10 protein-coding genes and 1 riboswitch are annotated in these 13,393 nt (G+C 75.5%); of the genes, 2 read left to right on the forward strand and 8 right to left on the reverse strand.

Translation table 11 applies throughout. From position 1 onward, the window contains the following. Window positions 1-64 precede the first annotated feature (64 nt). Window positions 65-2,524, reverse strand: coding sequence for an LPXTG cell wall anchor domain-containing protein (locus ACFU74_RS18310; protein ID WP_380757787.1), 2,460 nt, complete (start codon window positions 2,522-2,524; stop codon window positions 65-67). A gap of 370 nt (window positions 2,525-2,894) precedes the next feature. Here ACFU74_RS18310 and ACFU74_RS18315 point away from each other — a divergent pair, with 370 nt between their 5' ends. Further along, complete coding sequence (locus tag ACFU74_RS18315) at window positions 2,895-3,722, forward strand: helix-turn-helix domain-containing protein (RefSeq protein ID WP_380757789.1); 828 nt, start codon at window positions 2,895-2,897, stop codon at window positions 3,720-3,722. Here ACFU74_RS18315 and ACFU74_RS18320 read toward each other — a convergent pair. From ACFU74_RS18320 to ACFU74_RS18350, 7 genes are all read right to left on the reverse strand, one after another. Next, complete coding sequence (locus tag ACFU74_RS18320) at window positions 3,695-4,693, reverse strand: RICIN domain-containing protein (RefSeq protein WP_380757791.1); 999 nt, start codon at window positions 4,691-4,693, stop codon at window positions 3,695-3,697. The genes ACFU74_RS18315 and ACFU74_RS18320 overlap by 28 nt on opposite strands. Window positions 4,694-4,767: 74 nt before the next feature. Next, a complete protein-coding gene (locus ACFU74_RS18325; protein ID WP_380757793.1) occupies window positions 4,768-5,664 on the reverse strand; it encodes an ECF transporter S component in 897 nt (298 codons plus the stop codon). Continuing rightward, window positions 5,661-7,277: an ABC transporter ATP-binding protein gene (locus ACFU74_RS18330; RefSeq protein WP_380757795.1), complete on the reverse strand. Its 1,617-nt coding sequence runs from the start codon at window positions 7,275-7,277 to the stop codon at window positions 5,661-5,663. Before ACFU74_RS18330 ends, ACFU74_RS18325 begins: the two co-directional genes overlap by 4 nt. After that, entirely contained in the window at window positions 7,274-8,497 is a 1,224-nt protein-coding gene (locus ACFU74_RS18335; protein ID WP_380757797.1) for a CbiQ family ECF transporter T component, read from the reverse strand. The genes ACFU74_RS18330 and ACFU74_RS18335 overlap by 4 nt, the downstream gene beginning before the upstream one ends. A 245-nt stretch (window positions 8,498-8,742) precedes the next feature. Then, a complete protein-coding gene (locus tag ACFU74_RS18340; protein ID WP_380757836.1) occupies window positions 8,743-9,396 on the reverse strand; it encodes an SCO2322 family protein in 654 nt (217 codons plus the stop codon). 128 nt (window positions 9,397-9,524) lie between these two features. Beyond that, window positions 9,525-10,811 (reverse strand): prenyltransferase/squalene oxidase repeat-containing protein, encoded by a 1,287-nt coding sequence (locus ACFU74_RS18345; RefSeq protein WP_380757799.1) that lies wholly within the window; start codon window positions 10,809-10,811, stop codon window positions 9,525-9,527. Window positions 10,812-10,925: 114 nt separating this feature from the next. After that, window positions 10,926-10,992: riboswitch (cobalamin riboswitch) on the reverse strand. Window positions 10,993-11,166: 174 nt separating this feature from the next. Further along, complete coding sequence (locus tag ACFU74_RS18350) at window positions 11,167-11,760, reverse strand: TetR family transcriptional regulator (protein ID WP_380757838.1); 594 nt, start codon at window positions 11,758-11,760, stop codon at window positions 11,167-11,169. Window positions 11,761-12,007: 247 nt separating this feature from the next. Between ACFU74_RS18350 and ACFU74_RS18355 the strand changes: the two genes are divergently transcribed. Continuing rightward, window positions 12,008-13,318: a glycosyltransferase family 4 protein gene (locus ACFU74_RS18355; RefSeq protein WP_380757802.1), complete on the forward strand. Its 1,311-nt coding sequence runs from the start codon at window positions 12,008-12,010 to the stop codon at window positions 13,316-13,318. Window positions 13,319-13,393 lie beyond the last annotated feature (75 nt).

Here is a 13,393-nt window from a genome sequence, read left to right on the forward strand (position 1 = left end):
CGCCCACGCGGGGTGCGTGGGCGCGGCCGTGGTGCTCGCCTTCGGGGTGTCGTTCCTGCGGAACTCAGCGGGTGCGGCGGGTCCGGATCACCAGGATCACGCCTGCCGCGAGGGCGCCGAGCGCGGCGAGCCCGACGAGGGGCAGCAGCGTGGCGGCGTTGCTACCGGTCTCGGGGAGGTGGCCGCCGTGGTGCGGAGGGCCGGGCGGGGGCACGTGGGTGGGGTGCGGGCCAGGGGTGTGGCTGTGGGGCTGAGTCGGAGTCGGAGTCCGGGTGTGGCTCGGGCTCGGGCTCTGGGTCGGGCTCGGTGAGGATGTCGGGCTGGGGCTGGGGCTGGGGCTGGGGCTGGGGCTCGGGCTGGGACTCGGACTCGGACTCGGCGAGGTTGTCGGGCTCGGGCTCTGGGTCGGGCTCGGTGAAGACGTCGGGCTGGGACTCGGGCTCGGGCTGGGACTCGGCACGGTGACCGGGACCTCGGTGCGGCAGCGCGGGTCGGTCGAGCCCTGCGGACAGTTGTTGGTGTAGGTGCCGGAGGTGACGGCGTTGCGCAGCACCGCGTCGGCGGCCAGCGGGGAGCGCACGGAGACGGAGAAGTCGATCGTTGCGCTGGCTCCGACGGGCAGGTCGCCGGTCCAGGTGAGCGTGGTGCCGGCGAACTGGACGTTGCCGCGGTCCGCGACGGCGTCGTTGTTGTAGGTGGCCGAGTTCAGCAGACCCGACAGGTCGTCGGTCAGGGTGATGCCGGGGGCGTCGGTCTGGCTGGTGTTGGTGACCTGGATCCGGTAGCGGACGGTGTCGCCGGGCCGGGCGCTGGTGGGGGCGGCCGTCTTGACGATGGTGTAGCCGGGGAGCGCGGCGACGGTGTTGCGGACGGTGTTGCTGGTGCGCTCCTGGGGCCGCTGGGTCTGGCTGCCCCGGAATCGGAGCGTGGCCGTGTCGTCGAGACGGGTGCCGACGGCGGTCCCGTCGTCCACCGTGACCTGGAAGGAGACGGTGGTCTCGGCGCCCGGCGCCAGGTCGGCAATCGTGCAGGTGACGGCCTGTCCGGCGGCCTGGCAGGCGGGGTTGGACCCGGCGACGTAGGTGGTGCCGGCCGGGATCTCGTCGGTCAGGGTGATGCCGGTGGCGGTGTCGAGGTCGGCGCTGGTGCCGTCCTGATGGCGGTTGGCCACCGTGAACGAGTAGGTGATGGTCTGTCCGGGGCCGACCAGGCCGGGCGGGATGTCGTCGGGGCTGCCGGGTGGCTGGTTGGCCTTGGTGATCCGGAGGTCGGGTTCCAGGGCGTCGACGGCGAGCCAGACGGCCTGCGGGTGCAGCGCGTCGCCGGCGCCGTTGATCCGGAGCACGGCCTGGGTGCTGTCGGCGGGGATCCTGCCGGTGACGTCGATCATCCGGGCGTCGTAGCCGTAGTTGTTGACCGGGGCGGGATCGCGGGTGGTGATGTTGGTGCCGGTCCCGTCGGCCGCGACGTGGTCGATCCGGCTCGTGAAGGCGTTGTCGGTGTCGACGCCGGTGGGGCCGGGCATCGGCAGCAGCGTCAGGTTGTCGGTCGTGGAGCCGACCAGCAGCTGGTCGCCCGCGATCGGAACGTCGCCGTCGCCGACGGTGACGCCCATCGTGGCCGGCGGGGCGGTGGCGGGCGTGCGGATGCCGGAGAGGGTGAGCGTGGCCAGGTTGTCGGGGGTGCGCAGCAGTTGGAAGCCGTCCCAGACCTGGAGGTAGCGCAGCGGCTCCGCCTGGTCCTCGTAGGCGACGACCAGGGACCAGCCGCCCCAGCAGCCGACGTTGTTGCCGCCGAAGTTCTGCGCGGAGGAGCGTCCGGCGCAGGCCTGGATGTCCGCGACGGTGTAGCTGCCCGGGCCCGCGGCCTTCACCTGGGCGGTGACGTCCTTCACACCCGCCCCGGCGAGCAGCGGCTCCGGCGGGGTCCCGCCGACCTGCTGGTCGAACCAGTCGTAGGTGTCGGCGGTCACCTGTTCGTACGAGGCGCTGCCGGGGACCTTCCAGGACACCTGGTTGCCGGTGTTGATGTCCCCTGAGGTGCCGCCGGCGGTGCTGGTGTTGGTCGGGTTGAACTGCCAGTACAGGCGCGCCGACAGCACCCGGGCCCCGGCCGGGATCACCAGCTGCGCCGAGGACGCGTTGTCGCCGGGCGCGTTCGGATCGGTCTTCACGTACTTGGTGCGGCCGTTGTTGGTGCCCTCGGTGTCGTTGCAGACCGAGCCGTCGCTGTCGTCGCAGGTCAGCACCGAGTTGGAGGCCATGGTGAGGTTGCCGTGCGCCAGCAGGTCCACCACCGGGTCGGGGCCGATCGGCCGCTGCGTCCCAGCCCCCCGGGGCTTCGGCTTCGAGGCCGGGTGGACGGCCCGGTCGGCGGCGGTTCCGCCGACCGCCGGGGCATGCTTGGCGGGCGGTGCCGCCGAGAGCGGTGGGGCCAGGGCGGCGGCGCCGGCGCCGAGTGCCACGGCGAGGAGGGCCGAGAGCACGTGCGGCGGGCGCGGCCGCAGGTGTCGGACAGGGGACACGGGAACCTCGATGTCGGGAGGCGACGCGGACAGCAGAACCACGTACCTACGCCGACCGGCGTCCAATCGTGCCCGGCGGAACATTCACGCGGCTGGGGCACAAGGTGATGACGGGCCGTCCGACGGCGACGGTGAGAGCTGTCGCCGTCGGGCCCGCAGTGTGGGCCGGTCGGATCCAGGTGTGGAGGGAAGGCGACCGGCGCGCGCCGGAGTGTGCTCCTGCGCGCCCCCAGAACGGGTGATCTGGAGGGAGGACCTGCTGATTCGGGCTCGGGCGGTCGTTGATCGTGCTTACCGTGATGCCGACACGAAAAGCCCCGGCGGTGCGCCAACACCCCGGGGATTGGCACCAGGAGAAGAGAGCTCCACGATGCGGATTCATCGTATCCCCGAGCACGCGCCCGGGTACACGATCCTGGACAACCGGCATGTCGTGCGGAAGCACGCGCTGTCGTGGGCGGCGCGGGGGCTGTTGGGCTACTTGCTCAGCCTGCCGGACGGGGCCCGTGAGGACGTACGGACGTTGGCGGCGAAGAGTGTTGAGGGGCGCGCGACGGTTGCCCGCGCGCTGCGGGAGCTGGAGGCGGCCGGGCACTACGTGCGGCGGACCGTCCGTGACCCCGTGAGCGGGCGGGTCAGGACGGTGGTCTCCGTGCATGAAGTGCCCGTTGCGGACAAGGCGGTTCACGCGCTGCCGCCGCTTCCCGCGTCTCCGGCCGCCGGGGTGCCCGGTGCCGGGAAGGCGGGAAGCCCCTCCTTGAGGGTAAGGACGGCGGGGTGCAAGGAACCCTCCGTCCTTCCGGCGGCGGCGCCCCGCATGACGGAGGGGATGGGCCTGCTGCTCGAACTCGGGCAGCGGGATCCGAAGTTGGCGCTGGCGGGCAAACCCCTGGTGGATCAGGCGGCGCGGGTGGAGGGGTTGTTGGCGGGTGGGTGGTCGGCGGACGCGCTGCTGGGCGTCCTGGCCGCGCCGTTGCCGGGGAAGGTGACCCACAGCGTCGCGGCGGTGCTCGGCGGGCGGTTGGCGAAGGTGCCTCCCGTTCCGTGGGGCAGGGGTAGGGGCGCGGTGGCGGTGCCGCGCCCGAGGCGTCATGAGTGCCCGGGGCGGGACGGCATGTGCGGCCGTCCTGTCGTCGGGGCGGGGGAGTTGTGTGTCGGTTGCGCAGGGGATCAGACGGTGTCGCGGACCTTGAGGTAGCCGTTCTCGACCAGGAACTTCTGGTCGGGGTTGGTGGCGCCGCAGGTGAAGAGGAAGACGTTGTCCCCGTTGTCGCGGGTGCCGCCGACGTCCAGGCACATCTCCTGGGCGGAGCCGACCGTGGACTCCAGGACGGCCGCGCCCCGGCGCAGCAGCCAGGACTGGTTGGCGTCGGCGGTCTGGGAGTACTCGCAGGCCCAGATGCGGACGTTGTCGCCGTTGGTGCCGGTGTTGTCGGCGTCGAGGCACATCTCGGGGCCGCCGGTGCCGATGGTGTCGGCGACCTTGATCCGGCCGTCGTCGACGACGAAGCGCTGGTTGGTGTGGTCCAGGCACTGCCAGATGCGGACGTTGTCCGCGTTGAGGCGGGTGTTGCCGACGTCCAGGCACATGCCGGACGGCGGGCGGGGCGGGGTGGCGACGGTCAGGGTGCCGTCGGTGACCGTGTACTCGGTGCCACTGCCCGGGGTGGTGTACCGGAAGCTGCCGTTGCCGCGCGGAAGGACGGTGTCGGCGGGGGCGCCGGAGTCCACGGTGACCTGCGGGGAGAAGCGGAAGTATCCCTTGGCGGGCCAGCCGCTGTTGCCCCCGTTGCGGCCGTAGCCCTCGCAGGTGAGGGTGCGGTTCCGGTCGCTGAGGGCGCAGTTGCGCAGGCCGACGTTGTTGGTGCCCCAGGCCGAGCCGTCGCCGCTGTACTGGGTGGGCACGGTGGTCTGCGGGGCGAAGGTGGTGCTGCCCGGGGCGGTGAAGACGGCGGTCATGCCGGAGGAGGGGAGGCTGCCCGCGCCGCCGGTGTTCTGGTACGTCCACGGGACGGCGGCGCTCTCGCCCGGGGCGATCGTGACGGTGGTCGGTACGTCGCGGCCGATGAAGGTGACGGCGGCGGCGGGTCGGGCGAAGGCGCCGGCGAGGGCGAGCGCCGTGGCGGCGACGGTGGCCGTGGGGGCGAGGCGTCGCTTGAGCGGGTGCATGGGGGCTCGACTCCACTTCCTCGGGGCTGCGGTCGAGCATCCTCGTGCACGGCCGGACCGCCCGGGGGCGCCCGTCACGCCCGGGTGGTGTGGTTCACCCCTTCGGACGGCGGGGTGCTGCCGGGCGGGTGAGTCGGCGGGTGGAAGGCGGGTGTGGTGGCGAAGGCGGCGCGGCGGGTGGCTCGGCGCAGGGCGCGCAGGACGGGGGTGCCGAGGGTGAGGCAGAGGACGACGGTGAGGGCGGCGCGGGGGAGGTCCCAGCCGAGGGAGGTGGTGAGGCAGTAGGCGGCGAAGCGGACCAGGTTGTCGGAGAGCGGGTCGCCGGGGACGAAGGAGATCGAACTCGCGAGGCCCGCGATGTACGGCCAGCCCTGGAGGTTCATGATCACGCCGTAGAGGAGCGAGGCCGTCGCCCCGTAGACGGCGAGGAGCAGGAGTTCGCGGCGGCCGCGCAGCCGGGCGGGGCCGGGGAGCAGGCCGGCGCCGAGGCTCACCCAGCCCATGGCGAGCATCTGGAACGGCAGCCAGGGTCCGACGCCGCCGGTCAGCAGCGCGGAGGCGAACATCGACAGCGCGCCGAGCACGAGACCGAAGCCGGGACCGAGCACCCGGCCGGACAGCACCATCAGGAAGAACATCGGCTCCAGCCCGGCGGTGCCCGCGCCGAGCGGGCGCAGGGCCGCGCCGGCGGCGGCCAGCACGCCGAGCAGGGCCACCGACTTGGCGTCCAGCCCGGGTGCGCCGCCGCCCGCCGTGCGGCCCTCGGAGATCTGGGCGACGACGACGGCGAGCAGCAGCGGGAGGAGGAGGGCGAACAGCCAGGGGGCGTCGGCGGAGTGGCCCACCAGGGCGGACCGGGTGGAGGCGAGCAGCGGCCAGCCGAAGCCGGCCACGCCGACCAGGGAGGTCAGCGCGAGCGCGGCGATCGAGCGGCGGCCGAGCGGGACGGGGCGGGCGAGCGGGCCGGTCACTCGGCGGCCTCCGCGAGGGCGCCCGCGACCTGGTGGACGGTGAGCCACGGGCCCGGCGCCAGGATCTTGGCGACCTGCGGGGCGAACGCCGGTGAGCCGAGCACCACCTCGGGAGTCGGCCCGTCCGCGACGATCTCGCCGTCGGCCAGGACGGCCGTGCGGTGGGAGAGTTCGGCCGCCAGTTCGACGTCGTGGGTGGCGAGCAGCACGGCGTGGCCCTCGGTGGCGAGGCCGCGCAGGATCTCCACCAGCCGGGCCTTGGCCGCGTAGTCGAGGCCCCGGGTGGGCTCGTCGAGCAGGATCAGCGGCGGGCGGGCGGTGAGCACCACCGCCAGGGCGAGGGTGAGGCGCTGGCCCTCGGAGAGGTCGCGCGGGTGGGCGTCGTCGTCGAGGCCGGGCAGCAGCCGTTCGACCAGGGCGCGGCAGGTGCCGGGGGCGGCGCCCGCGTCACGGTCGGCGGACGCGCACTCGGCGGCGACGCTCTCGCCGTACAGCAGGTCGCGCGGGTCCTGCGGGACGAGGCCGACCTGGCGGATCAGCTCGGCGGGCCGGGTGCGGTGCGGGGTGCGGCCGCCGACCGTGACCGAGCCGGAGGCGGGCGGGTGCAGGCCGACCAGGGTGCCGAGCAGGGTGGACTTGCCGGCGCCGTTTCGGCCCATCAGGGCGGTGACCTCGCCCGGGTGGAGGGTGAGGTCGACCCCGCGCAGGGCGGGGACGGGGCCGCGCCGCACCACCAGGCGGGAGGCGGCGGCGAGCGGCGCGCCGCGGTCCGCGGCGGCGGGCGGCACGGGCGGGCGCCGGCCGTCCAGCCGGGTGCGCAGCCCGGCGGCCCGGCGGCGGGCGTCGCGGACGGTGAGCGGCAGCGGGCGCCAGCCGACCAGCCGGCCGAGCCCGACCACCGGCGGGTGCACCGGTGAGTGCGCCATCACCTCGGCCGGCTCGCCGAGCACGGGCGGTTCGCCGGGGGTGAGCAGCAGCACCTGGTCGGCGTACTGGACCACCCGCTCCAGCCGGTGCTCCGCCATCAGCACGGTGGTGCCGAGGTCGTGGACCAGCCGCTGGAGCACGGCCAGCACCTCCTCGGCGGCACCCGGGTCCAGCGCGGAGGTGGGCTCGTCCAGTACCAGCACGCGTGGGTGGACGGTGAGCACCGAGCCGATCGCGACCCGCTGCTGCTGGCCGCCGGAGAGCGAGGCGAGCGCGCGCCGGCGCAGGTCGGCCAGGCCGAGGAGGTCGAGGGTCTCCTCGACCCGGCGCCGCATCACGTCCGGGGCCAGGCCCAGGGACTCCATGCCGTAGGCGAGTTCGTCCTCGACGGTGTCGGTGACGAAGTGCGCACGCGGGTCCTGGCCCACGGTGCCGACCAGGTCGGCGAGGTCGCGCGGGCGGTGCTCGCGGGTGTCGCGCCCGCCGACGGTGACCCGGCCGTGCAGCACACCGCCGGTGAAGTGCGGGACGAGGCCGCTGACCGTGCCCAGCAGGGTGGACTTGCCGGAGCCCGACGGGCCGACGAGCAGGCAGAGTTCGCCCTCGGGGACGGTGAGGTCGACGCCGCTGAGAGTGGGGGCCGCGGCGTCGGCGTACTGGACGCCGACCTGTTCGAAGGTGATCACGAGGTCCTCCGGGGCTCGGTCGCGTCGGCGGGGACGGCGGGGACGGTAGGGACGGCGGGCGTGGCGGGGACGGCGGGGGTGGTGCGGTCGGTGGAGTCGGCCGGGGGCCGGCCTTCCGTGCCGGACGGCGGGGGCGGCGCCGCGAACGCGGGGAGCAGGCCGAGCAGCACAGCCGCCGCGGCGGCGACCGGCAGGACGGGCGCGGTCGGCGGGACGACGGTGGGGGCGAAGGCGAGCGGGTCGAGCGAGGCGAGCCAGGCCGTCGACACGGCGACCGCGATCCCGGACCCGGCGGTGAGCCACTCGGGCAGCGCCCACGGATCGGGCCGGTAGCGGGTCCGGACCGAGCGCCGTCCGCCGAGCAGCAGCCCGGCGAAGGCGGCGGCCAGGCCGATCACCAGCACCGGTACCGCCCATCCGCCGTCGCCCGCCGTCAGCAGGCCGTACGCGGCCAGGCAGATGCCGAGCAGCCCGGCCAGGGTGAGGACGGCGGTGAGCACGGCGATCCGGCGCGGCACCGCGGCGGTGCGCCCGAACCCGCGGGTGTCCATCGCGGCCGCGAGCGCCACCGAGCGCTCCAACGCGCCCTCCAGGACGGGCAGTCCGACGCTGAGCAGGGCGGTGACGCCGCGGTCGGTGCGTCCGCGCAGCCTGCGGGCGGCGCGCAGCCGCTGCACGTCGGCGACCAGGTTCGGCGCGAAGGTCATCGCGACCACGACGGCGACGCCGGCCTCGTAGAGCGCGCCGGGCAGCGTGCGCAGCAGCCGGGCCGGGCTGGCGAGGGCGTTCGCGGCGCCGACGCAGACCAGCAGGGTGGCCAGCCGCAGCCCGTCGTACAGCGCGGCGAGCAGGCCCTCGGCGGTCACTCGGCCGCCGATCCGCACGCCCTGCGCCCAGGCGGGGAGCGGGACCTCGGGGAGGGTGAACAGGACGTGGGTGCCGGGGACGGGTGAGCCGAGCAGCACGGCGAAGACCAGCCGGATGCCGAGCACCAGGAGGCCGAGGCGCAGGAACGCGCCGTAGGAGCGCGACCAGGGCGCGTCGCCGCGCCGGGCGGCGACCACGTAGCCGGCGACGGCGGCGAGCAGCAGCAGGACCAGCGGGTTGGTGGTGCGGGTGGCGGCCGCGCCCAGGCCGAGCGCCCACAGCCACCACGCCCCGGGGTGAAGGTGGCGGGGTCCGGCGGCGGGCCGGCGGCGGGCGGCGCGGGGTGGGGGCACGGTGGGGTCCAACGGTCGGGTCCAGGGGTGGGGTGTCGAGTCGTGCGGGGGAGTGGTCGGCGTCGGTGCGGGCGGCGCGTGGAGTGGGAAGTCGGATCGGCCGACTTCCTGCGCCGGGGGTGGGTTTTATGTAGACCGGTCGGCATAGGAGGAATATGTGGACCGGTCTACTGAGTAGCGAATCTGCAGACCGGTCGTCATATTCGAGCGCCGGGGACGTGTGGCTGGACCGGGGCGAGTGATCCTCATCGACGGCGGCGCACCTGCCAGGCGGCGCCCGCGCCGAGCGCGGCGACGAGCGCGAGGCCGGCGCCCACCCCGAGGACGGGGCCGGCGGAGGTCCGGGCGGCGCTCGCGGCGTCCGAGGGGTGCGCGGCGTCCACCGGCGCGGAGGAGGGTGCACCGGCCGCACCGGCCGCACCGAGCTGGTCGGCGCAGCCGCCGCGCGGATAGCCCGCGATGGCGCAGAGCAGGCCGTTGGTGTCGTACCGCAGCGGCGGGGCGACGGTGGCCAGCACCTCCGCCGAACTGGCCCGGGGTGCGACGACGGCGCACGCGGTGCGCGCGGCCGGCGGGCTCTCGCCGCCGGGCGCGTCGGCGGCGCCGCCGAAGTCCAGCACCACGGCGACCCGCTTGCGCCCGTCCACGGCCGGAGTGGCGGCGCAGACGGCGGCGAAGTCCCCGGCCGCGGCGGGCCGGGCGGCGTCCTGTCCGCCGTCCGGGCTGACGGCGAACCGCCAGCCCTCCACCGCGCCGTCCGCCGGGACGTGCACGGCCGGCCCCTGCTGCTGGTACGCCCAGCCGCCGTCGGACCACCGCCAGAACGACCAGTACCGGTACCCGGCGGCCTGCGCCGGTGCCGCCCCGAGCATCAGCAGGATCAGCACCCCGGTGATCATCCCGACCGTGAACCGCACGGCCGCCCGCACCACCCGCCGCCGGGTCTCCGACCGGGCGGCGGCACTGGTGGCGGCCGGGGCGGCGTCGGCCGGCCGGGCGGCCGGCCGCGGGTCCCGGCCGGGGGTGGTCACAGCTTCGCGCCGCGCTTGCGCTGGAGGCTCAGGAGCAGGCCGCCGCCGATGCCGATCAGCAGGCCGACGCCCAGCAGCCAGTACGTGTTGAGGCTGCTGCCCTTGTCCTTCTCGGTCGGCGCGGAGGCGCTCGCCGGGGCGGACGCGGCGCCGGCGGCCTTGGGCTCGGGGCCGAGCGCGGTCAGCTGCTTGACCAGGTCGGTCCCGCCGAAGGAGGCCGGGTCGCGCTGCGCGGCCTGGGCGACCAGCACCAGGGTGGCGGTCGCGGCGGCGTCGGTGCCGCCCTTGGTCCAGCCGTCGCCCTCCTTGGCCAGCCAGTCGACCGCGCCCGCGGCCTGCTGCGGGTGGCCGCCCTGGACCAGGCCGAGCGAGGCCCAGGCGGTGGCCGCGTAGTCGGGGGCGGGCGCGGCGCCGGGCAGGGTCAGCGTGAGGTGCTGCCCGTTCGCCGCGAGCCCCGCCGTGAGGTACGCGCCCGCCGCCTCGCCGGAGTCGGCGCGCGGCACGGCCGTGGCGGTGGCGCCGCCGTCCGGGCAGGCCAGGGCCTTGGGGGCGGCGTCGGTGCGGTTGGTGTTGGTGACCGGCAGCCTGCCGCCGGCCGCGGCGAGCGAGGCCTGGCCGCTGGCGAGGCCGTTGGCCTCGGCGGGGGTGCCGTCGGGGGAGGTCTGGTAGACGAAGCCGCCGCGCTGCTCGGCGGGGGCGGCGCAGCCGAGCTGGAAGAGGGCGAGCCCGTCGAAGGCGCTCCTGCCGTCCTTGGCGACGGTCGCCGGGTCGGCCTTCGCGGCGAGCAGGGCGTTGATCGCGAGGCCGGTGGAGTTGGCGTCGCCCGGGTTGCCGGGGTTGTAGGCCCAGCTGCCGTCCGCGTTCTGGTTGGCCCTGAGCCACTGGACGCCCTTGTCCACGGCGTCCTGGTGGCCGCCGAGGGCGACCAGCGCCTGGATCGCGACGGCGGTCGCGTTGCTGTCCTCCGTCCCGGCGTCGCAGGCGGCCGCGGCGTCGGCCCGGTACGAGGGCCAGCCGCCGTCCGCGCACTGCTGGCCGGTGAGCCAGGCGACGGCGGAGTCGGCCGGGGCCACCTTGGCGGCGGTGAGCGCGGTCAGGGCGAGCGACTGCCGCCAGACGCCGTCGTAGCTCGGGTCGCCCTTGCCGTACAGGCCTTCGGGGACCGCCGCCGCGGCGGCGGTGGTGCCGGCGCCGGGGGTGTCGGCCAGGGCCGGGGCGGCGGCGGTGCCGGTGAGCAGCGCGGCGGTCAGGACGGCGGCGCCCAGACGGGCGGCGGTCAGCATGATCGGAGGTGTGCCTTTCGGTGAGCGGTGCCGGCCCGCGGGCCGTTCCGTAGTCCTCGACGGTGCCCGGCGGGGGTCCGTCGGGCGCGGGGCCGCTCGCCCTTCCCCGGGCACTCCGACTCGCCCGGCGGACGGGGCGCCGGGCTCACGGTTGCGGGGTCAGCGCCGGATTCGCACCGGCTTTCCCCGGAGGAGGAGCGGATGGAGTTGTCCTGCCCGTCGACTCTAGCCGCCGGGTCGGGCCGCCAGGTACGGACCGGGTGAGAACAGGTTCCAGTTCGGCGGCGGTCGGGGCACGGCCCGGACGCGCTCCGGCCCGCGACCGGCCCGCGCCCGGTCCGGGGCCCGGCGCGGGTCAGGGCAGCGTGAGCAGCCGGGCCGCCGTGTGCAGGTCGGCCCGCACCTCGGCGAGCGAGGCCCGGCCGGAGAGCCAGGCGACCAGCGCCGCGTGCCAGGTGTGCTCGATCACCCGGACGGCGGCGCGCTGCGCCTCGGTGGGCGGTCCGGACTGCCCGATGGCGTCCAGGATGAGCTGCCCGGTGGCGGCGGAGACCTGGTCCACCTCGGCGCCCACCGAGCGGTCGGCGAAGGACAGCGCGCGGACCATCGCCTCCGCCAGCAGCGGCTCGCGCTGGAGCGCGTGGAACGCCCGGGTGAGCGTCTCGGCGACCCGCGGCGCCGGCTCGGACTCGGTGGGCGGATGCCGTCGGACCTGCTCCTGGAGGCCGCGCAGCTGCTCCAGCATCACCGCCACCAGCAGGTGGACCTTGGACGGGAAGTACCGGTAGAGCGTGCCCAGCGCCACCTGCGCGCCCTCCGCGACCTCCCGCATCTGGACGGCGTCGTACCCGCCGCGCGCCGCCAGCACGGTCGCGGTCCGCAGGATCCGCCGGCGCCGCTCCGCCTGCCGGGCGGTCAGCGGCTGCTCCTGCGGCTGCGGTGACGGCAGTGACGGCGGTGACGAGGGTGACGTGGTCGGCTGCGGTGGCGTTGGTGAGGTCGGTGAGGTTGGTGACGGCAAGGACGCTCCCGGGCGTGGCGCGAATCACCAGCCCTGGATCCGGAGCGGAAGCTACGGGCCGGTATCTTCGAGGTCTCTCATTGTTCACATGGTCACCGGTGGACTCCACACCCACTGAAACCTGATCTACTTTACCGACCGGCAGCACTGACAGCAGCAGAGATGAGGGCCGACGATGACCGCGCAGCCGCTGCGGATTGCCCTGCTCTCCTACCGGGGCGACCCGTTCTGCGGCGGCCAGGGCGTGTACGTACGGCACCTCTCCCGCGAGCTGGCCCGCCTCGGCCACCACGTGGACGTGATCGGCGCCCAGCCGTACCCCGTCCTGGACGAGGTCGAGGGGCCGGGCTCGGTCCGGCTGGTCGAACTGCCCAGTCTGGACCTCTACCGCGCCGACGACCCCTTCCGCACCCCGGCGCGCGAGGAGTACCGGGGCGCGGTGGACGTCCTGGAGTACCTGACCATGCGCACCGGCGGCTTCCCCGAGCCGCTGACCTTCTCGCTGCGCGCCCGCCAGTACCTGGCCGCCCACCGCGGCCGCTACGACGTGGTGCACGACAACCAGACGCTCGGCTACGGCCTGCTCGGTCTGGACCGGCACGGCTTTCCGCTGGTCACCACGATCCACCACCCGATCACCGTGGACCGCCAGGTCGAACTGGACGCGGCCGCCGGCCGGCTGAAGCGGCTGTCGCTGCGCCGCTGGTACGCCTTCACCCGGATGCAGCGCCGGGTCGCCGCCCGGCTGGACCACATCATCACCGTCTCCGGCACCTCCAAGCGGGAGATCGCCGAGCACCTGGGTGCCGCGCCGCACACCGTCTCGGTGGTGCCGGTCGGCGCCGACACCCGGCTCTGGTCGCCGTCCGACGCGGTGGCGCGGGTGCCCGGCCGGATCGTCACCACCTCCAGCGCGGACGTGCCGCTGAAGGGCCTGGTGCACCTGGTCGGGGCGCTGGCCAAGGTCCGCACCGAGCAGGACGCGCACCTGGTCGTGGTCGGCAAGCCGCAGAAGGAGGACGGGCCGATCGCCCGCGCGGTGCGCGCCTTCGGCCTTGAGGCGCACATCGAGTTCCGGCACGGCCTGACCGACCAGGAACTGGTCGACCTCTACCGCTCGGCCGAGGTCGCCTGCGTGCCGTCGCTGTACGAGGGCTTCTCGCTGCCGGCCGCCGAGGCGATGGCCACCGGCACCCCGCTGGTCGCCACCACCGGCGGGGCGATCCCCGAGGTCGCAGGACCGGACGGCGAGAGCTGCCTGGCGGTGCCCCCGGGCGACCCGGACGCGCTCGCGGCGGCGCTCGGCCGGCTGCTGGACGACCCGGAACTGCGCGCGAGACTCGGCGCGGCGGGCCGGGAGCGGGTGCTCGCCCGGTTCACCTGGGAGCGCGCCGCCGAGCTGACCGTCGAGGGATACCGGGCCGCGATCGCCACCGGGGCCGGGAGCCGGGCCCGCTCCGGACCCGGCTGGCGCTACGTGGCCTGACGAACGGCCCCGGCGGCCGGGTGGTGAGCGCCCGCACCCGTTTGCCGGTGGTGCGCGCCGCCCCGCCCGCCGCCC

The sequence above is a fragment of the Kitasatospora sp. NPDC057500 genome, assembly GCF_042802195.1.
Taxonomy (GTDB): Bacteria; Actinomycetota; Actinomycetes; order Streptomycetales; family Streptomycetaceae; genus Kitasatospora.